Below are 24,244 nucleotides of genomic sequence, written 5' to 3' on the forward strand. Positions count from 1 at the left end.
CGAGGGACCCTATGTTGCGGAACTGGTCGACGACGACGAGCGTGCCGGCGGGCGCAGGCGCTTCCAACGCTGCCGACAAGGGTAGCGCCGCTGCTGCCGAGTCCGTCTCCGGTGAGGTGACCTACGACGGTGCCTCCTCGTTCCAGGCTCTCGTCGAGGCTGCTGCCGAGAAGTTCATGGATGCCAACCCCGACGTCTCCATCTCCGGTTCGGGCAACGGTTCGGGCAAGGGCCTTACCGCTGTTGCCGCCGGCACCGTCACCATCGGTAACTCCGACGTCTTCGCCGAGTCCAAGCTCGAGGCCGATCAGGTCAAGAACCTCGTCGACCACGAGGTCGCCGTCGTGGGCATGGGCCCCGTCGTCTCCAAGAACGTGACGGTCGACGATCTGTCCTTCGAGCAGCTCAAGGGCATCTTCTCCGGCCAGATCACCAACTGGAAGGAGGTCGGCGGCGACGACGCCACCATCGTCGTCCTCAACCGCAAGGCCGGCTCCGGTACCCGCGCTACCTTTGGGGCCGCCGTCTTTGGCGACGAGGCCGTCGACTTTAAGGGCGACGCCGAGCTCGACAAGTCCGGCGATGTCCAGACTCAGATGGCCAGCACCGACAACGCCATCTCCTACCTGGACTTCTCGCACTTCGATGACTCCAAGTTCAACGCCATCAAGGTCGAGGGCGTCGAGCCCAAGAGCAAGAATGTCACCGACGACTCCTTCAAGATCTGGGCGACCGAGCACATGTACTGCTCCAAGGACGCCGACGAGGCCACCAAGGCCTTCCTGGAGTTCATGCTTTCCGACGACGTCCAGGGCAAGCTCGTCGAGGAGCAGGGCTTTATTCCCGTCTCTGCCATGAAGGTCGTCAAGGACGCCAGCGGCAAGGTCTCTGCTAAATAAGTAATCGCCCCCGGAAAGGTTTGCAATGGCAAAACAGCTGCCAAAGCGCGACCTTGAGAACGTGGGCCTGGGCGTCACGGGCGCGTGCGTAGCGCTCGTGACGCTTGTCGTTGCCGCGCTCATCTTTATGGTCGCCCAAAAGGGCCTCTCGGCTTTTCTCAAGGACGGCGTTTCGGTCGTCGAGTTCTTCACCGGCACCAAGTGGGACCTGGCCAACACAGCCGAAAACGGCCTGCCCTATACCGGCGCCCTGCCCCTGATCGTCACCTCGTTTGCGGTCATGGTGCTCTCCACGCTCATCGCATTGCCCATCGCCATCGGCTCTGCCATCTTTGCGGTCGAGATCCAGCCTAAGTTTGGCTCCAAGGTCTTTCAGCCGCTTATTGAGCTTTTGACCGGCATTCCCTCGGTCGTCTTTGGCCTCATCGGCTTTCACGTGGTCGTCGGCCTTATGAAGAGCGTTTTCCACGTGAGCACGGGCCTGGGCATCCTGCCCGGCGCCATCGTGCTGGCCGTCATGATCCTGCCGACCATGACCACCCTTTCGGTCGATGGTCTGCGCGCCGTGCCCGACAGCTACCGTCAGGGCTCGCTCGCACTGGGCTACACCCGCTGGCAGACTATCTGGCACGTGGTGCTCAAGTCCGCCATGCCGTCGCTCATGACCGCGGTCATCCTTGGTATGACCCGTGCCTTTGGCGAGACGCTCGCCGTGCGTATGGTTATCGGCGGTATCGAGGCCATGCCGACGTCGCTGCTGTCGCCGGCCTCGACCATCACCACCACGCTCACCACGTCCATGGCGGTCTATGCCGAGGGCTCGGCCCAGGACGATGTTCTGTGGGCGCTCGGTCTGCTGCTGATGGGCATGAGCCTCATCTTTATCCTGATCATCCACCTTATCGGCCGCAAGGGGGTAAAGGCTCGTGGCTAGCACGCGCATTCATATCGACGAGGCGAGACTCGGGCGCGTCCAAAAACAGGACCGCATCGCCACGGGCGTGTTGACGGCGATCGTCGCCATCGTCATGCTCATCGTCGTCTCCATGGTGGCCTATATCCTGTTCGAGGGCATCTCGACGCTGTTCCAGCCGGGCTTTCTCACGGAGCCGTCGCGCGCCAACGGAACGCAGGGCGGCGTGCTCTACCAGCTGTTCGACTCGTTCTACCTGCTGCTGATCACCCTGATCATCTCGGTGCCCATCAGCCTGGGTGGCGCGGTCTTTTTGGTTGAGTACGCACCCGACGGACCCGTCCGCGACATTGCCTCCACCGCCATCGAGACGCTGTCCTCGCTGCCTTCCATCGTTGTCGGCATGTTCGGTTTTCTGGTGTTCTCGGTGCAGCTGGGCTGGAAGTACTCCATCATCTCCGGCGCCGTCGCGCTCACCATGTTCAACATCCCCATCCTGGTGCGCGTGATCCAGCAGGCGCTCGAGGACGTGCCGCAGGCCCAGCGCGATGCGTGCCTGGCCATGGGCCTCACCCGCTGGGAGGCCACGCTGCACATCCTGATCCCCGAGGCCATGCCCGCCATCGTGACCGGCATCGTGCTTTCGGCCGGCCGCGTGTTTGGCGAGGCCGCGGCGCTGCTCTTTACCTCGGGCATGAGCTCGCCGGTTCGCCTGAACTTCTTGAGCTTTAACCTGTCGAGCCCCACCTGTGCCTGGAACGTGTTCCGCCCTGGCGAGTCGCTCGCCGTGCATATCTACAAGATCTATGGCGAGGGCAGCCCCGAGGCCCAGCAGATCGTCTGGGGCACCGCGGCGCTGCTGATGATTTGCGTGCTGTTGTTTAACGTAATCGCCCGCATTGTGGGCAAGCAACTGGCAAGGAAGATGACGGCCGAATGAGCGAGATGAATGTAACGCCCGCAACCGAAGCGGCATCGTCCGACACCCAGGACTTCCTGTCGAGCGTGGGGGAGAGCGAAAGGCGTGTTCGCGTGAGTGGCAAGGCCGTGAGCGACGAGGTCGTGCTCTTCACCAAGGACGTCAACGTGTACTATGGCGACCACCATGCGCTACACGACACGTCGCTCGACTTTCACAAGGGCGAGATCACGGCACTCATCGGGCCTTCGGGCTGCGGTAAGTCGACCTTTTTGCGCAGCCTCAACCTTATGAACCGCGAGATTCGCGGCTGCCGCGTGGAGGGCGAGATCAACTACCGCGGGCGCAACGTGAACACCAAGGCCGAAAACACCTACGAGCTGCGTCGCTCCATTGGCATGGTGTTCCAGCAGCCCAACCCTTTCCGCAAGTCCATTCGCGACAACATCACGTTTGCGCCAAAGCGTCACGGCATTACCGACCGCGACGAGCTTGATCGCATGGTCGAGGAAAGCCTGCGTGGTGCGGCGCTGTGGGACGAGGTCAAGGACAAGCTCGACAAGAGCGCCTGCGCGCTTTCGGGCGGCCAGCAGCAGCGTCTGTGCATCGCGCGCACGCTGGCACTCAACCCCGACGTGATTTTGTTCGACGAGCCCTGCTCGGCGCTCGACCCCATCTCGACGTTGGCGATCGAGGACCTTATGTCGTCGATTGTGGCCGAGCGCGCCATCGTCATCGTGACGCACAACATGGAGCAGGCGTCGCGCGTGTCCAACCGCACGGCGTTCTTCTACATGGGCGATATGGTCGAGTACGACGAGACCGACGAGATTTTCCAACGGCCCAAGGATAAGCGGCTGAATGATTACCTCACCGGCATGTTCTCCTAGTCCGGGACATGCTTGAGGCCCGCGGCGGCCACGGTTGTCACGGGACTGATTGGAGAGGCGGGTCATCTCTTTTGGGAGATGGCCCGCCTTTTTGCTCTGCGACCGAAACGACCGCCACAAAGGGGACAGGCGCCTTCGTGGTGGTTTGGGGTGGGGCTCGCTGCTATCATGGACAACGTTGAATTTCTACGAAGGAGCAGGGCATATGGCGATTCTTTTGGGATGCGATTCCGTCAGCCTAGAGTTTCCCACCAAGCATATTTTCGATAGCGTGACGCTCGGCGTGGGCGAGGGCGACCGCATTGGTATTGTCGGCAAAAACGGCGACGGCAAGTCGACGCTGCTGAGCGTGCTCGCCGGCACGCTGGAGCCCGATGACGGGCGCGTGACGCACCGTCGCGGCACGACGATCGGCCTGCTCGGCCAAAAGGACCAGCTTGTCGACACCGATACCGTGCATCATGCCGTTGTGGGCGACACGCCCGAGTATGAGTGGGCGTCGAGTCCGCGTACGCGCCAGATTCTGGCCGGTCTTATTAGCGATGTGCCCTGGGAGGGCGCGGTGGGCGAGCTTTCGGGCGGCCAGCGCCGCCGCGTGGACCTCGCGCGCCTGCTGATCGGCGACTACGACGTGCTCATGCTCGACGAGCCCACCAATCACCTGGACATGCGTACCATCAACTGGCTCGCACGCCACTTAAAGGCCCGCTGGCAGCGCGGTCAGGGCGCGATGCTCGTGGTCACGCACGACCGCTGGTTCTTGGACGAGGTCTGCACCAGTATGTGGGAAGTCCACGACGGCCAGGTCGATCCCTTCGAGGGCGGCTACTCGGCCTACATCCTGCAGCGCGTGGAGCGCGACCGCATGGCCGCCGTCACCGAGGAGCGCCGCCGCAACATGGCGCGCAAGGAGCTCGCATGGCTGAGCCGCGGCGCCCAGGCTCGTTCCACCAAGCCCAAGTTTCGCGTGGATGCTGCTCGCGAGCTGATCGCCGACGTGCCGCCCGTGCGCGACGAGCTGGAGCTCAAGCGCCTGGCCGTGAGCCGCCTGGGCAAGCAGGTCATCGATGTGGTCGACGTGGACGCCGGCTATGCGGATGCCGGCGGCGCGCCCAAGCAGGTACTCTCCGACGTGACCTGGCTCATCGGTGCGGGCGACCGCTATGGTCTGCTGGGCGAGAACGGCGCCGGCAAGTCTACACTGCTTGACGTGATTCAGGGCAAGATCGCGCCCCTGCGCGGCCGCGTGAAGATCGGCCAGACGGTGCGCTTTGGCGTGCTGTCGCAGCAACTCGAGGAGCTCGAGCCCTACATGGGCGACACGATCCGCGAGGTGTTGAGCAACTATAAGAAGTATTACGTCATCGACGGCAAGGAGACCTCCCCCGAGAAGCTTTGCGAGCGCCTGGGCTTTACGACGCAGCAGCTCTGGAGCCGCATCGGCGACCTTTCGGGCGGTCAGCGCCGTCGCCTGTCGCTGCTGCTGACGATCCTGGACGAGCCCAACGTGCTTATCCTGGACGAGCCGGGCAACGACCTGGATACCGACATGCTGGCGATTGTCGAGGACCTGCTCGACGGCTGGCCGGGCACGCTGATTCTGGTGACACACGACCGCTTTTTGATGGAGCGCGTGACCGACCAGCAGTGGGCGCTGCTCGACGGCCACTTGACGCATATGCCCGGCGGCGTCGACCAGTACCTGCGCCTGTGCAACGCCACCGCCGAGGGCGAGCCCGTGGGTGCGCCGAGCGCTAAGACCGGCACGTTCGACACCGGCGCCGCAGCGGTTGCGGCCGAAAAGCCCAAGACGAGCGAGCAGCCCAATGGCCTTTCCAACGCCGAGCGCCAGAAGCTCCGCCGCGAGGTGAGCTCGCTCGAGCGCAAGATGGAAACGCAGCATGCCCGCGTGGAGGAGGCCGAGGCCGCCATGGCTCAGGTCGATCCCACCAACTACACGGCGCTTGGCGAGCAGCAGGCAAAGATCGACGAGGCCCACGCCGCCATGGACGAGCTGGAGATGGCGTGGCTCGAGGCGAGCGAAAAGCTCGAGGGCGAGGAGTAGGCGAGGATGATCAGGGCCGCGTTTTTCGATATCGACGGCACGCTGCTGAGCTTTAAGACCCACCGGATTCCGGCGTCGGCGCAGCAGGTGCTCGACAGCTTTCACGAGCAGGGGATTGCGTGCGTGATTGCCACGGGTCGCCCGACCTACCAGATGCCTGATTGGCTGTTCAACTTGGGTTGGGATGCGTACATTACGCTTTCGGGCCAGCACTGCTTTGATGCCGAGGGCGTCTACCGTAGCTGCCCGATTGACCCGGACGACGTTGCGGTGATTGTGGACCAGGTGGCGCAGGGGCGCTATGACTCGCTGTGCATGCAGGGCGAGAACTCGTTTGTGAACCGCCTGTCCGAGCGCGTGGTGACTGCCGGCAGCAATGCGGGAATCGTCTACCACGAGGAGCCGTTTGACCATGCCTTCGATGCGCCGGTTTACCAGTTCTGCGCCTTTGTGGACCCGGCCGACGAGCATATCGTGACCGATGCGGTGTCGCATTCGCTCACTACGCGCTGGTGTGATCTGTTCTGCGATATTATTCCGGCCAACGGCGGTAAGAACCTGGGCGTGGCAGCGACGCTGGAGCGCCTGGGAATCGATGCAAGCGAGGCGATCGCCTTTGGCGACGGCGAGAACGACCTGTCGATGTTCTCGGCCGTGGGCACAAGTGTGGCAATGGGCAACGCGCAGGATACCGTGAAGGCCGCAGCGACCTACGTTACGACCGCCGTAGACGACGACGGCATCTACAACGCCGCGAAGTACTTTGGACTGTTATAGCTGCGGCTCGGCACTTGGGGACGTTCCTTATCTGCCGGCACCTGGGGACACTCCTTGCGGGGCGTCCCCATTTTGTTTTCGTCCCGCACGTTTTGTGAAACACGGCTAACTTTTAGGCAAAGTAGTAAGACATGGGCAACTTTTGCGGTAAAGTAAGCTGTGAAAAGTATCCAAAGGCTAACTAGCAATCATCGCGAAAGGCGGCCCATGGCCCTACGTGAATCCGGAGAAGACTATCTCGAATCGATCTACGTTCTGTCGGAACGTCAGGGCATCGTGCGCTCGATCGACGTTGCGGAGCACCTCGGCGTAACCAAGGCGAGCGTTTCCAAGGCCATGGCGACGCTGGAAAGCAACGGCTATGTCGAAATGGGCAAGCGCGACGTTCATCTGACGGAGCGTGGTCTGGAGGTCGCGCGCCAAATGTGGGAGCGTCACTGCTTTTTCGTGGGGCTGCTGGAGGATGCGGGTGTTTCGGCTGAGGTCGCGTCGCAAGAGGGCTGCCACATGGAGCACTGCCTAAGCGAGGAAAGCTTCGAGAAGCTGAGGGCGATGCTGGGACGGGACGGTGCTTCGGCGCCAATAATGACCGACTAGCACTCCCGCAGCGGCGCGGGACAGCGACCGAGACGAGTGGTCCCACCAACTAAGTCCAACTCAGACAAGGAACCCCACCAGCAAGCGATGCCCAAGAACCGCCAGCAACGTTACCGCAGGCCGGGGCCGGGCTTGGTTTTGAAAACATTCCGCAGACCAGAAGTGCCCCCGTTCGTAGCTCCGAAGGAGCAGAACGGGGGCACTTCATTGGTCGAGGACGTTTTCAAAACCAAGCCCGACCCCGGCCGGAGGGACTACGGACGCTACAGGTTCTTGACACCCATCGCGCGCATGGCGTTCAGGATGGCGATGATCGCCACTCCTACGTCGCCGAACACGGCAAGCCACATGTTGGCGATGCCCAGCGCTGCCAGCACAAGGATCAGCAGCTTAACGCCCAGCGCAAAGATGATGTTCTGCCAAACAATCGACATGGTCTTGCGCGCCACGCGGATCGCGCGGGAGATGTTGGACGGTTTGTCGTCCATGAGCACCACGTCGGCGGCCTCAATCGCGGCGTCGGAACCCATAGCGCCCATGGCAATGCCAACGTCTGCGCGGGTGAGCACGGGCGCATCGTTGATGCCGTCGCCGACAAAGGCGAGCTTGCCCTTGCCCGATTCGGCCGCGAGCAGCGCTTCAACACGTTCGACCTTGTCGCCCGGCAGCAGCTGCGCGTGGAACTCGTCGAGCCCCAGCCGCTTGGCCACCGCAGCAGCCACTTCCTCGCGGTCGCCCGTGAGCATGACGGTGCGCTTGACGCCGGCGGCGTGCAGGTCGCGGATCGTCTGCTCTGCATCGGCCTTTATGGTGTCGGCAATTACAATGTGGCCGGCATAGATGCCATCGACTAGCACGTGGAGGATGGTGCCGACGACCTCGCAATCGGGCGCTTCGACTCCGGCCGCGGCGAGCATCTTTGCGTTGCCAACGACGACGTGCTTGCCGTCGATGGTTGCCGTCACGCCGTGGCCCGCGTCGTTGGCGGAGTTGCTAACGCGCTTGGGGTCGACCTCGCCCTGGTAGGCGACACGTACGGACTGCGCGATGGGGTGATCGGAGAACGACTCAGCAAGGGCTGCGACTTCGAGCAACGACTGCTCGGTATAGCCGGCCTCGGGGTGTACCGCGACCACCGAGAACGTGCCGTTGGTGAGGGTGCCCGTCTTGTCAAAGACGACGGTGTCCACGTCGGCGAGCGTCTCGAGGTAGTTAGAACCCTTGATGAGAACGCCCAGCTTGGACGCGCCGCCGATGCCGCCAAAGAAGCTGAGCGGGACGCTGATCACGAGCGCGCACGGGCAGCTGACGACCAGGAAAGTCAGGCCGCGCAGGATCCAGTCGGACCAGGCGCCGGTGACCAAGCCGCCGCCGAGCGCGAGTACCGCGGCAGCGCCGGTGACGGCGGGCGTGTAGATGCGGGCAAAGCGCGTGATGAAGTTCTCGGTGCGCGCCTTCTTTTCGCTGGCGTTTTCTACGAGCTCCAGGACGCGCGCGACGGTGGACTCGCCAAAGGGCTTGGTGGTGCGCACGTGGATGAGCCCCGTCATGTTGATGCAGCCGCTGATGATATCGTCTCCGGTTTTGGCCGGGCGGGGGACCGACTCACCGGTAAGGGCGGCGGTGTCGAGCTGGGTTTCGCCTTCGACGATGACGCCGTCGATGGGCACGCGCTCGCCGGGCTTGACCACAATCACGGTGCCGACGGCGATGTCATCGGGGAAGACCTGTTCGAGCGTGCCGTCGGGTTGCTCGACGTTGGCGTAGTCGGGTGCGATGTCCATCATGGCACTGATCGACTTGCGGCTCTTGCCCACGGCGTACGCCTGAAACAGCTCGCCGACCTGGTAGAACAGCATGACGGCGGCGCCTTCGGCCATGTGCGGGTCGGTATCGGGGAAGAGCACCATGGCAAACGCGCCGATGGTCGCGACTGCCATAAGGAAACTCTCGTCGAAGGCCTTGCCGCGGCGGATGTTATTGAATGCCTTTTGCAGCACGTCGTAGCCGGCAATCAAAAACGGTATGAGGAACAGCATAAAGCTGGCGTAGATGTCGCCCGGGGTACCGAATGCGGCGGTGAGGGTGCCGAACTCATCGAGGGCGTACACCACGGCAAAAATGCCCAGCGCTACCAGGATGCGGTTGCGCTTATGCTCGAGTGACTCTTTCTTCTTGCGCTTCTTCTTTTTCTTCTTGGGGTCGGCGGTGGCCATGACTCGTATCCTCCCATTTGAATGTATGAACACTCGCTCATATAATTTCGCGAGCAAAGGCAGCGGCAATCGCGGCCTTGCAGGTTGGCGTAAACCTGGGCTAGAGAATGATCTCGCAGTCCGGCTCGGCGTCGGCCGTAAACTCTACAACGCGGTTGAGCACCTCGTCGAACTCAGCATCATCAGCCTCGAGCGTCAGCTTCTGGGTCATAAAGTTGACGGACACGGATTTGACGCCCTCGAGCTTGGCCAGCTCGTCCTGAAGCTCACGCGCGCAGTTGGCGCAGTCGATCTCGTCGAGTTTAAACTGCTTTTTCATGGTGGGTTCCTTTCTCTGTATTTGCGGCTTGGGTGCAGGCCGCGCTGGTACCGTGGTTGGTCGCTATTCGCAGATGTGGCTCATGCCTTGGTTGAGCATGGTGTAGACGTGGTCGTCGGCGAGCGAGTAGAGGATATTGCGCCCGTCGCGCCGGAATTTAACCAGGTGCGACTGCTTGAGTGTGCGCAGCTGGTGCGAAACCGCGGACTGCGAGGTTTCGGTCGCTTCGGCGATGTCTGCCACGCAGAGCTCGCGGCCCATGAGGGCATAGAGGATCTTGATGCGCGTGGTGTCGCTGAAGACCTTGAACAGGTCGGCGAGGTCGTAGAGAAGCTCCTCGTCGGGAAGGTCCTCGGGCGAGCAGGTGGTCGGGATCGCGGGTTCGGTGGCCTCGATGTCGAGTTTCGTTTCATCAACGCGGATGCTCATTGCAATATCCTTTCATATGAACATGCGCTCATATAATTTACTTTCGATTATATGAGTGCATGTTCATATGTCAATGACGTTCAGGTAATTCGTTGTACAAAATGATGGGGAATAGTGGACGAGATCCCGGACTGAGCGTTTTTTGATAGTCGATGCCAAGGTGGGTACCCTCGTGCCGTGCAAAAAATGGAGTATTCTGCAACTATAGGGGGTCCGCTAATTTATTGCAGGTCATATAATGCAGTTCAAGAGTTATCTTAGGGTGTTAATCCGATGAGTTCTTCCTCAAATGTTGCCTAACGCTCTCACGCAAGAGTGATTTCGCTCCACATTTGGATCCACTCGAGGGTGATAGACACCCGACCCTGCTGAATACTCGCAATTTTGCACATCGCTAGGGTACCCACCTTGTTAGCCGGTCTAGCTTCCGGCCCCGAAGATCCTGCCCTCGGGCGCGAGGCTGCTTGTTTGGGCAAATGATGGGCTGTCGGATTCGACAGTCTGCATGTCATCGATTGCCAGAACTTCATTAATTGTCGGGTCATCCAGCGTGATGCCTTCGAGCGTTGCTTTTTCGAGGTCGATTCGTTGGCGCTCTTCGGAATCCTGGCGAAGCTGCTTCTGAATTCGCCTTTTCTCTTCTATAAACCTTCTGAGCACAAACTGTCTCAGGTCCTCTTGCATGATTTGAAAGTCTTTTGGTAGACGCGAGGGGCGTACGCCCTCTTTCCGCTGGATTGCTTCCATGACCCTAACGAAAGAGCTGGCATGCATAAAGGAATAACGGCTGACGGTGATGATTCCGTATCCCATGGACGCAAGCGCATTCTTGCGTTCCTCATCGATGGCGCGGTCTTCTTCCGCGTCATGATAAAAACCGTTGTATTCAATGTCTGTGCGAGATTTCTTTAGATACGCATCCATAAAGAATTTTTTGCGTCTCGTGAGATTCTTTGCGGCGGCGGTGACCTGCACCTCGTAATCGGTCTCAATTCCCTTAATACCAAGCCCTCCTTCGCTTTTGGGCAGCGTTAGCATCATGACAAATGCCGTTTCCATGGGAGACCGGCATCCGTCGCGTACACATTGGATCGCCTTTCGGGCAAGGGCCAAACCGTCGCATCTGGTAATGGAATTAAAGAACTGCTTTAACCTCTCGGTCGAGGTGAGCGCGAAACGCTCGGTATAGGAGGTGGAAGAGTCGGTTCCAAGGGAGTAAGCGCTGCACAATTCAAAGTAGTACTCCACCAGTTCGCGAAAAGGGAGATAGGTGGCGGCCTGAAGTGCGCAAAGCTCAACGCCAACAATGAAGATGCCATCTTTGAGCTCTATAAAGCGTGAGTTCGAGAATCGTTTTGAAGAAACGTGGCATTGACAGTTCATTGCATAGCGCGCATTCCTGCGATGAAACACCATCACCTCGAGGGAATCATTTGCGTCGAGGGAAACATCATGTTTGGTGAGCCATTCTGCGGCTGCGTCAAGGAGCGTTCCGGTGGGACATGATCCGTAAATCGCGGCAGGGTTACAGGACTCGATGCCTTTCGCAGACACCGAATGCGCGGCCTGGTAGACCGCTTTTGCAGTGGTATGTGACAATACGATACTCATGGTATATATCGTGTCAGCTAATGCCGTGTTGATGGCGCTGAGTGAAAAAGTCGTTTTAGAGGTCTAACCAAATGCTGTCCAAAAACTTGACGCAATTATGAGTTGGTATGCCCTAGATAAAAGTTTTCGCAGCTTAGCTATAGCATATAACTACTCAACTGCCGCACATTTGATAGTGATGCATCACCATCCGATAACGAATTACGTGTCGGGAATTGGCCGAAATCGTTCAAAATGAGGGTTCAGAATTTGTGATGGCAGATTTATTTGTGGAACGTAGGGCGGCCTCGCTGCGGGGGGGGGGTCCCGCTGCGAGGCCGCTCGTGATCTACGCCGGGGTTTGTCGCAGGCGTTTCTACTTGGCGAATAGGTTCTTGAGGTTGAACTCGGCTTGGACGGTGCGGAGCATGAGGTCGGTGTCGTCGAGGCCCAGGTGCTGCTCGTTGGCGTCGGCGGCGAGGGTTCCACGGCGGCGCGCCCAGTTCTCGAGCGCGGCGGGCGCGGATTCGCGGGGGAGCGAGCGGACGTCGGCATCCAGGCTGCGGCAGATCTGGCGCGAGTCGATGACGATGATCTTGCCGGCGCGGCATGCCTCGGCGTAACCGTCCAGATGAATTTTGAACCAGCTGTCCTCGAACGCGGCGTTATGCGCCATGTACGGGTACTTCTTCATAAGCTTGAGCAGCTGCTTCTGCAGTTCCTTGTTCTCGCGGAAGGGCGTTTTGCCGTCGATGTCGTCCCAGGTGATGTGGTGGATATTCGACAGCGGCACGTCCTCGCCGCGATAGATGTCGGGCAGGCCGCAGTAGTGTGCCTCGGCGTCATGCGGCACGGCGTCGCTGGTGAGCTCCATGATTTCCCAGCCCACGTTGATGATGTAGCCGCGCTCGGGCGCGCGACCGGTGGTCTCGATGTCGATGCCCAGCACCGTGCCTTGGATGGGCTTGCGAGCGTAGGCGACGCCGAGCGCGTCGCGGTCGCCGCGGATCTCGCGCATGACGGACGCGGCAGTGCGCTTTTGCATCTTGCCGATGGCGGCGCAGGTGTCGGCGTCGGACAGGCCGCGCGAAAGCGTCGCGGGCGTCACGTTGCGCAGGCGCGCCTCGCCAATCTGGTCGCACAGGTCGCGGTTGCGATCGGCAAGGTCGCGCACGGTGGCAAAGTCGAAGCCGGGGTCGCCCTCGGCGGTAAAGTACTCGGTCTCGAGCACCTTGAGGGCCTCTTCGCCTTTCTGACGTTCGGATTCCATGGCACCGTGATCGCCATAGATAAACATGGGGATAAACGGCTGACGCTCGTATTCGAGTGCTTGTGAAACGTTCATATAACTGCTCCTTGGACGGGCCGCACCGTGCGGCTCGGGTTCATTGAGATGTGACGAGATGATAGTTTACCATGGGCAACTATTGGCATAGCGCCTAGGACAACTACAATACCCTAGTTGACCGCTAGGACTTTTACAATGCTGCCGAAAGACACGAAAGGTTCCATCCGTCATGGATTTGCTGATTGATATTTTGTTCGACGCCGGCAAGGACACGCTGTCGCTGGTGCCGTTTTTGTTGGTGACGTATCTGGCCCTCGAGACCTTGGAGCACGTCGCGGGCGACCGCGTTAACGGGGCCATCAAGCGCGCCGGCGCCGCGGGTCCCGTGGTTGGCTCGCTGCTGGGCATGGTGCCGCAGTGCGGCTTTTCGGCAATGGCGGCAACGCTGTACGCCGGTCGTGTCGTGACCTTGGGCACGTTGGTGGCGGTGTTCCTTTCGACCTCCGACGAGATGCTGCCGCTGCTGCTTGCCGAGCAGGTTCCCGTGCAGACTATGGCGATGCTTTTGGCTTCGAAAGCGCTGATCGCACTGGTCACGGGCTTTATCGTAGATGCCGCCATTCGCGGTCTGCGTCGCAACGCCCGCGCGCATGCGGCGATTCGTCGTACCGTGTTGGGGACCACTGTCAATCCGGCGCACGTTAACTGCGCGCATGACGACCACAGCGGCGGTGACATCATCGACGAGGTGGCCGAGGCGGGCGTGAGCGCCGATCACATCCATGAGCTGTGCGAGCGCGACCATTGCGGTTGCGATGAAGACGAGGACGAGCACGAACACGGACATGGCCACGATCACGGTCATGAGGACGAGCATGAACACCATGATGGCCACGTTCACTCCCACTCTCACGAGGGCGCGCCCCTCCTGTCGATTATTCGCAGCGCCATCTCGCACACCGTGCAGGTATCGGTATTCATTTTTCTGGTGACGCTGATTCTGGTCGCCGTGCTCGAGACCTTCGGCGAGTCCGCGATCGAGCAGTTCCTGCGTGGCAACGAGACGCTCGCCGTCCTGGGTTCGGCGCTTGTCGGCCTGATTCCCAACTGCTCGGCCAGCGTCGTCATCACACAACTGTACCTGGAAGGCGCGCTGCAGCTGGCCCCGATGCTCGCCGGCACGCTCATCTCTGCTGGTGTGGGCTACCTGGTGCTGTTCCGCACCAACCGCAGCGCCCGCGAAAACGTCCTGTTCCTGATCATGATGTACGTCATCGGTGCCGGCTGGGGCCTCATCCTATCCGCCGTTGGCCTTTAAGTAGATTATTGGGACATGTCTTACGATCTACCCCTGTGACCAGGGCATTCCCCGCTGCCAAAACAAAAAGGTAGATTTTTAGGCATGTCCCAAAAATCTACCTTGGTTAGCGCAGCAGCTCGGTGAGGTTGCGTTTAAAGCGGGCGCGATCTTCGCTGGTAAATGCCGCCGGTCCGCGAGTGCGTCCGCCGGCGCGGCGCACCTTCTTTTCCTCGTGGCGAATAAACAACTGCATGTCGATGGTCGCTTTGTCGTAGACGCGCCCGCGCACACCGATGGCGGCGGCATCGCGCCCGAGCACCATGCTCGCCAAGCCAATGTCCTGCGTCACGACTACGTCGCCCGCCTGCAGGCGTTCGACAATGGCAAAGTCGGCGCTGTCGGCGCCCACGCTCACATCGAGCGTCGTGACCCAAAAGCCGCGTCGCGCGTGCTCGGCATCACGCGGGTCGTCGCGGCGAATGTGCCGTTCCAGGTTTTGCGTGCTGTTGCCGGCGATAACAACGGCGACGCCCGCCCGCCGCGCGCAATCAATTGACTCGCGCGTGACCGGGCAGGCGTCGGCATCAATAAAGAGCGTTCGCGGCATCTAGTGCACCAGTTTGCCAAATTGAATAGCGCGAACAATCAGCGTAACGCCAAACACCAGCAGCGCGGCGCCGCTAAAGATAACGAGCATCTTGGCCGACCACAGCGGATAGATAAACACGAACATGCCGGCGATGATGGAAAGTGCGCCGCTCAGGATGGCGAGGGCACGGTTGGACGAAAGCTCGGACTCCAGAATGGACATGACACCTTCGACAATCCAGCCAAAGCCGGCCACGATAACCACCATCGTGGTGAGCGTCGCGGTCGAGAAGGCCTGGTTGCGCAGGATTATGACGCCGCCCAAGATAATGAGTAGGTTGGAGATGATGCTCGTCACGCGCCAGCCGGTGGGCAGCAGTGGCTCGAAAACAGCGGTAAACAGCCTGATCGCGGCCGTGATCACAAAGTAGAAGCCCAAGACGGTCGTTAGGAAGACGAGGGACTTGGCGGGCGCAAACAGCAGTGCGATGCCGGCGACGAGCGCCAAGACGCCCGTGATGGCGTAAATCCAGCGCACGGCCTTGACGGCCTTGCCTGCCATGCTTTTCTCGTCAAATCCAAACTGGCTCGATTTTTGGTCATCGTTCTTGAAGATGCCCATAATGTCTCCTTTCCGTGCGGCGTAAGCCTTGATTGTTACAACCAGTATCGCCTAAAGGCGCTGGCGTATGGGTCGGGGAGGGCGACACGTAACCCAAAGGTCCCGAATTGTTTCCGTTGTTCCCCACGTCGCGATTTTCTATTCAACAGGTGTAGAACATTGCGGCCCTGTTCGTTATTGCCTACGTTTTAGGTTAGATTTTCCTAAGAACAATTGCCCGAAATTGGGGGTCCCTATGAACGAAACAGTTCCCGCGGCGCCGTCGAGCGCGGAGTCGATGGCAAAGCAAGGTTGCGAAAAGCTCGGCCTGGACACGTTTGACGCGCTGGTCCGCCGCGCCCGCACGTGCCGCCGATTTGACGAGTCCATGCGCGTGCCGCGCGAGTTTTTGCTCGAGCTGGCGGAACTGGCGCACCTGGCTCCGTGTGGTGCCAATGCTCAGCGTCTGCGTTTTCATGTGGTAAGCGGTGCAGAGGACTGCGCGCGTGTATTTGACGAGCTCGCATGGGCCGGCGCGCTTAAGGATTGGCCGGGTCCTGCCGAGGGCGAGCGCCCGACCGGCTACATCGCGATTCTGGCCGAGCGCGCCGTTTCGGGCAAGCCCGCCGCTCCCATTACCGAGGTCGACACGGGCATTGCCGCGCAGACGATGATGCTCGCCGCCCGCAGCGCCACGCCCGAGGTGGCTGCCTGCATGTTCAAGGCCTTTACGCCCCACGCGATCGATGCCATGGGGCTCGATAACGACAAGTATGAGCTCAAGCTGATCATGGCGTTTGGCGTTCCGGCCGAGACGCAGGTAATCGATGCGATCGATTCCAACCCCGACGGCTCCATCAATTATTGGCGCGACGAGGCACAGGTGCACCACGTACCCAAGCGTTCGCTCGCTGACGTGCTGGTGTAGTTGAGCGTCATCGCGGCGTGATCAGACGGTAAACCACCACAAAGGTGCCTGTCCCCTTGGTGGTGGTACGAGGGGAGGGTGTGTGGCAGATCTGTATTTGGTGCGGCATGGGCAGACTGAGCTCAATGTGCAGAGCATTTTGCAGGGCTGGCACGATTCGCCGCTTACGGCGCGCGGGCGCGAGCAGGCGCTGGCGACGCGTACGGCGTTTGCGGCATGTGGCGTGGCCTTTGATCATGTGTATTCCTCGCCGTTGGGCCGGGCGCGGCATACGGCCGAGCTTATCGTTGGCGAGGGCCGTTCCATAGAGCTGGTCGATGACCTGCGTGAGTGGCATTTTGGCTCGCTGGAGGGCACATCAAATCGCGAGATGCCGCCGCAGCCCTGGGGTGATTATCCGGTGGCCTTTGGTGGCGAGTCTGAAGGCGAGCTCCAGTCGCGCATGGTCGCGGCGCTGTCCCACATCATGGCCAGGCCGCAGCACGACTGTGTGCTGGCAGTCTCCCACGGCTCTTCCTGCCAGGAGTTTCTTGAGTATGTGACTGGCGAGGGAGAGCTACCCGACAACGGTGCCGTGCTTCATTTTGGCTATTGCGACGGGGCGTTTTCGCTCTTGGGTTGGTAACGAACGAAAGGACCCTATGAATAAAGATCTGTATCTGGTCCGTCATGGACAGACGATATTCAACCTTAAGCGCATCATTCAGGGGTGGAGTGACTCGCCGCTTACGCAGTTGGGTTGCGACCAGGCGGCGCGCGCCGGCATGTTTTTACGTGCGCGCGGCATTGAGCCCGATCATGCCTACACCTCCACGCTTCATCGCACCGAGCAGACTATCGCCAACCTGTGGCCGGGCTTGGCGTACGAGCGCCTGGACGGTCTGCGCGAGTGGTTCTTTGGCGACTTTGAGGCCGAGCGCGTGATGCTTATGCCCGAGCGCCCGTGGCGCGATTTCTATCGTCAGTTTGGCGGCGAGGGCCAGATGCAGGTGCGTGAGCGCATGGTGGCGACGCTGACCGAGCTTATGCGACGTCCGGACCACGAGTGCGTGCTCGCGGTGAGCCACGGCTCGGCTATCAAGGAGTTTTTGGACCACGTGCGGGGCGCGGCGGCAGACGAGCGCGAACGCGTGCCGGGTAACTGCTCGGTGCTGCACTTTGCGTTTGACGACGAATCCGACACGTTTGAGCTGGTCGAAGTCTTTACGCAGGAGGATTACGCGTGCGAGCTGGGGCTTGAACCGCTTGTGGCTACTGCAGGTCCGCAGCGCGGATAACGCGAGCGTGGCGGCACGGGTCGCTGGCATAACTTCTCGACGCAAAAGGGGCGGAGATGCATGTACCTGCTGCATCTCCGCCCCCTGTTTGTTGAGCTGCCGATTTTTGTGCCGGGCGGTCTGGTCTTGCTAGAACCGCGCGACCTGGTGCGTGAGCAGACCCGTCGGAACCTGCGGCGCGGCGCCGCTGACCTGCGCGGCGGGGAAGAGCACAGCTACGGCAAAGTTGAACGGCTCTTTGCCCGTGTAGGTGCCGGCAGCACGGACATCGTCGGCCAGGAGCTGAGATGCCCCAGCCAGCGCGGCGGCATAGGCGGAGTCGCCGGCGAACACCGGACTGGGCGCCTGATCGAGCATGGCACGGATGGCGGCAACAGCGTCCTCGCGCTTGACCTCCCACACGCGGTGCGTAATGCCCGCGGGATCGGTGACGGCGTAGAGCGAGGCGCCCTCTTTGGCAGCGCCCAGGATGATGTCCATGACGGGCGACGCCTCGTAGGCGAGCGACACGGGGCGCGGCTGCACCTTGAGCTCGGCGATCGCGCGCGCGGCGGCGAGTGCGTCGACGCTCTCGGCGGCAGACTCGTCGCTAGCCGTCAGCACGTTAACCGGGCAAATCGCCACGACACCCGTCACGCATCCCGGCTCGCCCGAGCATTCGTACACGTAATACGCCGCACCCGGGTCCTTGAGCATCAGACCATCGGCAATGGCTCCGCGCAGAGCATCGTTGCCGCTCAGGATGCTGCCCATTGCAGGCAGCGCCTCGAGCACGCGGTCCTGAGCCGGGCGGATGCAGGGAAACGGAAGTGCTTTCATGGGCGGTCCTAACGCACGATTCGGTTTGTTCGCGGCTTATTATGCCCCAACTTGGCAGCTCTCGTCCCAGACCACGTTATCGGCGAGCGCGATTAGCACCTGCTGACAACGAACGATATCGGCGTGGGGCACATATTCGTTGGGCTTGTGCGCGAGCGCGAGCGACCCGGGACCGTAGCTCATGCAATTGCGGTTACCTCTCTTGCCGGCAATGACGGCGGTATCGGTGTAGCCGGTAAAGAAGCCGACGGTCGTGTCCGCGCCCGTCACGTCATCGGCGGCACGCTTGAGCACTGCTAGAAGGGGAGAGTTTGGGTCGCGCTCGGTGGCGGGGCGGTCGCCCGTCACGACGTAGCTGCCGTGGCAACCGGGAACGGCGGCTTCGGCGCTGGCGATGGCCTGCTCTACCATGCGCTTCGCGACGGCCGTATCAGTCGGCGGAGTCAGGCGCATATCGACCCAGACCTTGGCGCGGTCGGGCACGACATAGGGGCGATATCCGCCCTCGATTTGGCCAAACGTGATGGTCGAAGACCCCAGCTCATCGTGCGCGGGCAGCGCCACAAACGCGCGACGGAGCGAACACACGACCTCGGCCATGGCGGCGACGGCATCCGCGCCCTTCCACGGCTGGCTCGCATGCGCCGTCACGCCAGCCATTTCAATCTCGAACCACGTACGCCCCTTGTGCGCCACCTGGATCTGTCCGTCGGTGGGCTCGGTGTCCAGCACCCATTCGCGCGAACCGACCCAGCCGGCATCGATGGCTGCCTCGGAGCCTCGCATAAAGTCTTCCTCGTCGACCGAGCAGATGAGCGAAAAGCCGCGGCGGGGCAGCGCGCCATCCGCCGCCACGCGCTCGAGCGTATGGACCAGTGCGGCAATGGCACAGGCCAGGCCACCCTTCATATCGCAGGCACCGCGGCCGTAGAGCTTGCCGTCGCGCACGACCGCCCCGAGCGGCGTAATGTCCGCGTCCCAGCCGTCGCCCAAGGTGACTGTATCCATGTGGCAGATGTAGACGAGCCGTGGCTCGTCGCTCAAACCGGGCACGGTGACCATGAGATTGCGGCGTCCGGTCAGCACCTCGAGTTCCTCAACCTGCACGGCATGGAGCACCGGATGGCTCAACCGCTCCAATTGAGCCTCAACCAACACTTTGATATAGCGTTCAATCTCGCCCTCATACGCACCTGGGTCGGAACTGTCGATCCGCACGAGCCCTTGCGTAAGCCGCCAAGCAAAATCTGTATCAACCATAGGCACCTCACAGATAGTTAGGTCAACATACAGATTGTATGCCAAGAAGCGGCTCGGTGCATTTAATGGAGCGCTCACAAAAACGGGGGCGCCTCTCATGCGAAAGGCGCCCCAGTGGGCATTCAATGTCAGTGACGGGCAGGCCACATGGGGAACTGCCCGTCAGATCAGCCGGCGCTACTTGATCACGCGCACGCGATACATCGACGGAATCTGCTTGAGTGCCTCGATGGTGCTGCTGTCCAGGTGCTCGTCGGTGTCGAACATGGTGTAGGCGTTCTCGCCGGCGGACTCGTTGGTCATACGCTGCACGTTGGCGTTGTCCTTGGCAAGAATGGCCGTGATCTGGCCGATCATGTTGGGCACGTTGGCGTGCAGGCAGGCGATGCGGCTCGCGGCGCGCGCCTTGCCCATGCTGCAGGCGGGGTAGTTGACGCTGTGCGCGATGTTGCCGTTCTCCAGGTAATCCTTGAGCTCGCTGATGGCCATGTCGGCGCAGTTGGCCTCGGCCTCGCCAGTGCCGGCGCCCGAGTGCGTGGTGATAAACGTATTGGGCATCTTGACGGTCTTGGGCGTGACAAAGTCGCAGCTAAACCAGCTGAGCTTGCCCTCGCGCAGGGCGGCGTCGACGGCGTCCTCGTCAATGATGGTCTCACGCGCGTAGTTGATGAGCACTGCGTCGGGTGCCAGCAGGTTGATCTGCTCGGTGCTGATCATGCCGATGGTGTCGGCCTTGCTGGGCACGTGCACGGTGAGGTAGTCGCAGCCGCGGCACAGATCTTCGAGCGTGCCCACGCGCTGCACCTCGCGGCTCAGCACCCACGCGTGCTCGACGGAAATGAACGGATCGTAGCCGTAGACGTCCATGCCCAGGTCGACGCAGGCGTTAGCGACCTTGGAGCCCACGTTGCCCAGACCGATGACGCCGATGCGCTTACCCTTGAGCTCGCGGCCCACAAAGGCCTTCTTGGCCTTCTCGGCATCGACCTGGATCTCGGGGTCGTCGGCGTTGTCTCGCACCCAGTTCATCGACTGCACCACGCCGCGGCTCGAGAGCACTAGCATGCCCAGGACGAGCTCCTTGACGGCGTTGCTGTTGGCGCCGGGGGAGTTAAAGACGACGACGCCCTTTTTGGCGTACTCCTCGACGGGGATGTTGTTGACGCCGGCGCCGCAGCGGGCGATGGCACGGATGCCCTCGGGCAGCTCGTAGCCGTGCAGGTCGGTCGAGCGCATCAGGATCGCGTCGGCCTCCTCGGCGGTGCTTACAAACTCGTAGCCCTCGCCAAACTCGACTTTGCCGTCTTTAGTGATGTCGTCGATGGTCTTAATCTTACGCATGGAAAAACTCCTTAGCAGGTTTGTCTAAAACAAGTGGTTTGAAGTGGCTGGTCGGCCCGCGTGTTGCGGGCTAGTTAGATCGCGGACTCAAACTATGCTGCGCTTCGAAGTCCTTCATGTACGTGGCCAGCGCCTGCACGTCCTCCATGGTGACGGCGTTGTACACGCTAGCGCGCATGCCGCCGACGAGGCGATGACCCTTGACGTTTTGGATCTGGTGCTCTGCCGCGCCCGCGACAAAGGCGGCGTCGAGGTCGGCATCGCCGGTGCGGAACGTGACGTTGGCGATGGAGCGACTGTCCTCCTGCGCGGTGCCACGGAACAGCTCGCTGTGCTCGAGCAGGTCGTAGAGCAGGTTGGCCTTGGCCCAGTTGCGCTCGGCCATGGCGGCAAGTCCGCCGGTCTGCTCAACCCAACGGAACACCTTGCCGCACACGTAGATGCCAAAGGTGTTGGGCGTGTTGAGCATGGAGCCCTTGGCGGCCTGGGTCTTAAGGTCCATGTACTGCGGCGTCTGCGCAAAGGCGGGGCCTTCGGCGATCAGGTCGTCGCGCACGATGACCACGGTGACGCCCGCGGCGCCGGCGTTTTTCTGCGCGCCGGCGTAGATGAGTCCGTAGCGCTCGACGTCGAGCGGCTGTGACAGAAAGCAGCTCGAGACATCGGCGACCAGCGGCACGTCGCCGCAATCGGGCAGCTCGTGGAACATGGTGCCAAAGATGGTGTTGTTCTGGCAGATGTAGACGTAGTCGAGCCCGTCGCCCGCGGCCTCGGCGGCAATGCGCGTGTTGATGTCGGCCATGCCGGGGATGCGGTCGAAATTGGTGTCCTCGGAGCTCGCGAGCAGCACGGCCTCGCCGTACTTGGCGGCCTCTTTGTACGCCTTGTTGGCAAAGTTGCCGGTCACGACGTAGCCGGCGCGGCCGCGGCGCATGAGGTTCATCGGGATGCCCGCAAACTGTAGCGTGGCGCCGCCCTGCAAAAACAGGACGCGGTAGTTGTCGGGGATGCTCAGCAGGCGACGCAGGGTTGCCTCGGCGTCATCGATGATCTGCTGGTACATGCTAGATCGATGGCTCATCTCGAGCACGGACATGCCGCAACCGCGGTAGTCCATCATCTCGTCGGCGATCTCGGCGAGCACGCTTGTAGGCAGCGCGGCCGGGCCAGCTGAGAAGTTGTGCACACGTGCCATCTTCTAGTTCCCCCTCATAGTCGTTTGAACGTTCGGGATACTTTAGCACAGTGGAGCGCCAGGCGCGACCGCATCACGGTAAAACTCGAGTGCGTCGCTATGATTTACAGGATGGTTACATGGGGGAGGGTTGCTTCATTCCTCAGGCAAATCAAAATCTGCGAGCGAAGGCATGGGGTTCTCTAGGCGCTTGATCTCTTCGTTGCAAATTAGCTACCCCCTGCCCGCTACGACGCCAGCGTGGCGATGACGGCTTCGTCGCCGGCGAATATGAGGGTGTTGCCGTCGGGGATGATCGTTTGGCCGTCGCGCTTGAGCATCACGACGATAAAGGGGTGCTTGCCTTGCGGCACGTCGCGCAGACGCTGTCCAGCTAAGCGGCCGTGGGGTGTCACGGTGACCTCGCGCAGCGTAACCTCGGCACGCTCTTCAAATGTCGGGGCAGCCATCACCAACAGGTCGCCTTCCTCGATCACGGTATCGCCGTTGGGCAGCATCGGATGAGCGCCGTCGCGCAGCACCAGGACGACGAGCATGTTCGTAGCGCTGCCAATATCGGCAAGCGAGCGTCCGGCAAACGGATGTCCAGCTCCCACCTTGAGCTTGACGAACGACATGCCGTCCTCGTCGCGGTAGTCGTTAAAGGTGCGGCGCACGTCGCCTTCCGCGTCGATCATGTCGAGTTTCTTCGCCACTGCCGGCAGCAGCGAGCCCTGCACCACAATGCTCGACACGGCAATCACAAACACCAGGTCAAATAGGTCGTGGCCACCGGGAACGCCGGACACCACGGCAAAGAGGCTAAAGACGACCGAAGCCGCGCCACGCAGGCCCGCCCAGCTTACGAGCGCGACCTGGCGGGGGTTCGTCTTAAAGGGCGCCAGTAGCATGCCGACGGCGATGGGGCGGCTCACGAAGAGCATGAACGCCATGAGTGCCAGGCCCGGCAGCAGCATTTGCGGCAGGCGGGCGGGCGTCACGAGCAGGCCGAGCAAAAAGAAGATGGTCATCTCGGCCATCTCGGTGAGGGTGTCAAAGAAGTGCGCTAGCTCGACCTTGCCGGTGATGTCGCTCGCGCCTAGCACGATGCCGGCAAGGTACACGGCCAAAAAGCCGTTGCCGCCTAGGTAGCTCGGCAGCGCGTAGGCGACGATGGCCGCGGCGAACAAGAAGATGGTCTGCGCGCCCTCGGCTGTTGCATGCGCGCGCTCGATCAGACGGCCCGATGCCCAGCCGATGACAATGCCCAGGCCCACGCCTAGAATGATTTGCTTGGCTAGCAGCACGGGGATGTTAACGTCGCCGCCGGTCGCGAGTGTGGCGAGCACGGCGGTGAGCATGTAGGCGACGGGATCGTTGGAGCCCGATTCGACCTCGAGCAGCGAGTCGGTGCCGCCCCTCAGCGACAGGTTGTGCTCGCGCAGCACGCTAAAGACGCTGGCCGCGTCGGTGGATGCCACGACCGATCCCAGCAGCAGGCCACCGATCCAGTCGAAGCCTAGTACAAAGTGCGCGAACACGCCGGTGATGCCAGCGGTGATGACGACGCCGAGCGTGCTCAGCAGCACCGCGGGCACGGCGACAGGTTTGGCACGGTCGATGTTGGTGTTAAAGCCGCCGTAGAACATGATGAACAGCAGTGCCGTGCTGCAGACGGTTTCGGTGAGCGCGTAGTCGCTAAAGTCGATGTGCGCCGGACCGTTGACGCCCAGCAGCATGCCCAGCGCGATAAAGATGAGCAGGGTGGGGAAGGGGAGCTTTTTTCCGACAGGTTTGATGGTCAGGCACAGAATAATGACGAGGCCGATAAAGAGAAGTATCTGGTTCATGGATAGTGTCCGCTTCTGGGTGGTTGGCGTGGCACGGCTAGTTGTCTACAGTTATTTGTACCCAAAAATGGTGGGTTATGGAGGTGGATTGCGGGCGTGCGCATTTTCGACACGAGGCGGAGGCACGGGTGGTGCTGGTTGGGGCGCTGGGCATGGCGGCGTGGCGCGAGCGGTGCGGGTTGGCAGGCGTGCGCTGGCGACCGT

At 61.4% G+C, this 24,244-nt stretch carries 23 protein-coding genes; 11 read left to right on the forward strand and 12 right to left on the reverse strand.

Annotation, left to right across the window (positions count from 1 at the left end):
• From KSY82_RS08095 to KSY82_RS08125, 7 genes are all read left to right on the forward strand, one after another.
• Nucleotides 1–899 (forward strand): phosphate ABC transporter substrate-binding protein (locus KSY82_RS08095; RefSeq protein WP_217750861.1); only part of this gene is annotated, 899 nt, incomplete at its 5' end.
• Between the two features lie 25 nt (nucleotides 900–924).
• Nucleotides 925–1,833 (forward strand): phosphate ABC transporter permease subunit PstC, encoded by a 909-nt coding sequence (pstC, locus tag KSY82_RS08100; RefSeq protein WP_217750862.1) that lies wholly within the window; start codon nucleotides 925–927, stop codon nucleotides 1,831–1,833.
• Complete coding sequence (gene pstA, locus KSY82_RS08105) at nucleotides 1,826–2,752, forward strand: phosphate ABC transporter permease PstA (protein WP_217750863.1); 927 nt, start codon at nucleotides 1,826–1,828, stop codon at nucleotides 2,750–2,752. The genes pstC and pstA overlap by 8 nt, the downstream gene beginning before the upstream one ends.
• Entirely contained in the window at nucleotides 2,749–3,621 is an 873-nt protein-coding gene (pstB, locus tag KSY82_RS08110; RefSeq protein ID WP_217750864.1) for a phosphate ABC transporter ATP-binding protein PstB, read from the forward strand. The genes pstA and pstB overlap by 4 nt, the downstream gene beginning before the upstream one ends.
• A gap of 205 nt (nucleotides 3,622–3,826) precedes the next feature.
• On the forward strand, nucleotides 3,827–5,686 hold the full coding sequence (locus KSY82_RS08115) for an ABC-F family ATP-binding cassette domain-containing protein (RefSeq protein ID WP_217750865.1): 1,860 nt from the start codon (nucleotides 3,827–3,829) through the stop codon (nucleotides 5,684–5,686).
• 6 nt (nucleotides 5,687–5,692) lie between these two features.
• Nucleotides 5,693–6,463, forward strand: a complete 771-nt coding sequence (locus KSY82_RS08120; RefSeq protein WP_217750866.1) for a Cof-type HAD-IIB family hydrolase — start codon at nucleotides 5,693–5,695, stop codon at nucleotides 6,461–6,463.
• Between the two features lie 207 nt (nucleotides 6,464–6,670).
• Complete coding sequence (locus KSY82_RS08125; protein ID WP_217750867.1) at nucleotides 6,671–7,060, forward strand: metal-dependent transcriptional regulator; 390 nt, start codon at nucleotides 6,671–6,673, stop codon at nucleotides 7,058–7,060.
• A 263-nt stretch (nucleotides 7,061–7,323) separates the two neighbouring features.
• On the opposite strand, the gene KSY82_RS08130 is transcribed toward KSY82_RS08125, so the two are convergent.
• From KSY82_RS08130 to KSY82_RS08150, 5 genes are all read right to left on the reverse strand, one after another.
• Entirely contained in the window at nucleotides 7,324–9,276 is a 1,953-nt protein-coding gene (locus KSY82_RS08130; RefSeq protein WP_217750868.1) for a heavy metal translocating P-type ATPase, read from the reverse strand.
• Between the two features lie 100 nt (nucleotides 9,277–9,376).
• Complete coding sequence (locus KSY82_RS08135) at nucleotides 9,377–9,595, reverse strand: cation transporter (RefSeq protein WP_035137286.1); 219 nt, start codon at nucleotides 9,593–9,595, stop codon at nucleotides 9,377–9,379.
• A gap of 63 nt (nucleotides 9,596–9,658) precedes the next feature.
• The gene (locus tag KSY82_RS08140; protein ID WP_035137284.1) at nucleotides 9,659–10,024 is read right to left on the reverse strand and encodes an ArsR/SmtB family transcription factor; all 366 of its coding nucleotides are present in this window, start codon (nucleotides 10,022–10,024) and stop codon (nucleotides 9,659–9,661) included.
• Between the two features lie 420 nt (nucleotides 10,025–10,444).
• On the reverse strand, nucleotides 10,445–11,635 hold the full coding sequence (locus KSY82_RS08145) for a putative endonuclease domain-containing protein (RefSeq protein ID WP_217750869.1): 1,191 nt from the start codon (nucleotides 11,633–11,635) through the stop codon (nucleotides 10,445–10,447).
• A 355-nt stretch (nucleotides 11,636–11,990) separates the two neighbouring features.
• The gene (locus tag KSY82_RS08150; protein ID WP_217750870.1) at nucleotides 11,991–12,959 is read right to left on the reverse strand and encodes a 3'-5' exonuclease; all 969 of its coding nucleotides are present in this window, start codon (nucleotides 12,957–12,959) and stop codon (nucleotides 11,991–11,993) included.
• Nucleotides 12,960–13,131: 172 nt separating this feature from the next.
• Between KSY82_RS08150 and KSY82_RS08155 the strand changes: the two genes are divergently transcribed.
• Complete coding sequence (locus KSY82_RS08155; protein ID WP_217750871.1) at nucleotides 13,132–14,220, forward strand: putative manganese transporter; 1,089 nt, start codon at nucleotides 13,132–13,134, stop codon at nucleotides 14,218–14,220.
• 106 nt (nucleotides 14,221–14,326) lie between these two features.
• On the opposite strand, the gene KSY82_RS08160 is transcribed toward KSY82_RS08155, so the two are convergent.
• Together KSY82_RS08160 and KSY82_RS08165 are read right to left on the reverse strand one after the other, a co-directional pair.
• Nucleotides 14,327–14,809 carry a YaiI/YqxD family protein gene (locus KSY82_RS08160; RefSeq protein WP_006235439.1) on the reverse strand — a complete coding sequence of 161 codons (483 nt, stop codon included), beginning with the start codon at nucleotides 14,807–14,809 and terminating at the stop codon, nucleotides 14,327–14,329.
• Nucleotides 14,810–15,412, reverse strand: a complete 603-nt coding sequence (locus tag KSY82_RS08165; protein ID WP_035137275.1) for an HdeD family acid-resistance protein — start codon at nucleotides 15,410–15,412, stop codon at nucleotides 14,810–14,812.
• A gap of 235 nt (nucleotides 15,413–15,647) precedes the next feature.
• Here KSY82_RS08165 and KSY82_RS08170 point away from each other — a divergent pair, with 235 nt between their 5' ends.
• The 3 genes from KSY82_RS08170 to KSY82_RS08180 all read left to right on the forward strand — a co-directional run bounded on the left by KSY82_RS08170 (nucleotide 15,648) and on the right by KSY82_RS08180 (nucleotide 17,596).
• Nucleotides 15,648–16,319, forward strand: coding sequence for a nitroreductase family protein (locus KSY82_RS08170; protein WP_217750872.1), 672 nt, complete (start codon nucleotides 15,648–15,650; stop codon nucleotides 16,317–16,319).
• Nucleotides 16,320–16,401: 82 nt separating this feature from the next.
• Nucleotides 16,402–16,944, forward strand: a complete 543-nt coding sequence (locus tag KSY82_RS08175) for a histidine phosphatase family protein (protein ID WP_217750873.1) — start codon at nucleotides 16,402–16,404, stop codon at nucleotides 16,942–16,944.
• Between the two features lie 16 nt (nucleotides 16,945–16,960).
• Nucleotides 16,961–17,596, forward strand: coding sequence for a histidine phosphatase family protein (locus tag KSY82_RS08180; protein WP_217750874.1), 636 nt, complete (start codon nucleotides 16,961–16,963; stop codon nucleotides 17,594–17,596).
• Nucleotides 17,597–17,725: 129 nt separating this feature from the next.
• On the opposite strand, the gene KSY82_RS08185 is transcribed toward KSY82_RS08180, so the two are convergent.
• The 5 genes from KSY82_RS08185 to KSY82_RS08205 form a co-directional block, all read right to left on the reverse strand.
• A complete protein-coding gene (locus KSY82_RS08185) occupies nucleotides 17,726–18,415 on the reverse strand; it encodes a DUF1015 family protein (RefSeq protein ID WP_217750875.1) in 690 nt (229 codons plus the stop codon).
• Nucleotides 18,416–18,454: 39 nt separating this feature from the next.
• Nucleotides 18,455–19,675: a M20 family metallopeptidase gene (locus tag KSY82_RS08190; RefSeq protein ID WP_217750876.1), complete on the reverse strand. Its 1,221-nt coding sequence runs from the start codon at nucleotides 19,673–19,675 to the stop codon at nucleotides 18,455–18,457.
• 177 nt (nucleotides 19,676–19,852) lie between these two features.
• Nucleotides 19,853–21,016: a phosphoglycerate dehydrogenase gene (locus KSY82_RS08195; RefSeq protein WP_217750877.1), complete on the reverse strand. Its 1,164-nt coding sequence runs from the start codon at nucleotides 21,014–21,016 to the stop codon at nucleotides 19,853–19,855.
• Nucleotides 21,017–21,086: 70 nt separating this feature from the next.
• On the reverse strand, nucleotides 21,087–22,211 hold the full coding sequence (gene serC, locus KSY82_RS08200) for a 3-phosphoserine/phosphohydroxythreonine transaminase (RefSeq protein WP_217750878.1): 1,125 nt from the start codon (nucleotides 22,209–22,211) through the stop codon (nucleotides 21,087–21,089).
• A gap of 227 nt (nucleotides 22,212–22,438) precedes the next feature.
• A complete protein-coding gene (locus KSY82_RS08205; RefSeq protein WP_217750879.1) occupies nucleotides 22,439–24,040 on the reverse strand; it encodes a potassium/proton antiporter in 1,602 nt (533 codons plus the stop codon).
• Between the last annotated feature and the right edge of the window lie 204 nt (nucleotides 24,041–24,244).

This window comes from Collinsella aerofaciens (assembly GCF_019131995.1).
Classification (GTDB): domain Bacteria; phylum Actinomycetota; class Coriobacteriia; order Coriobacteriales; family Coriobacteriaceae; genus Collinsella; species Collinsella aerofaciens_S.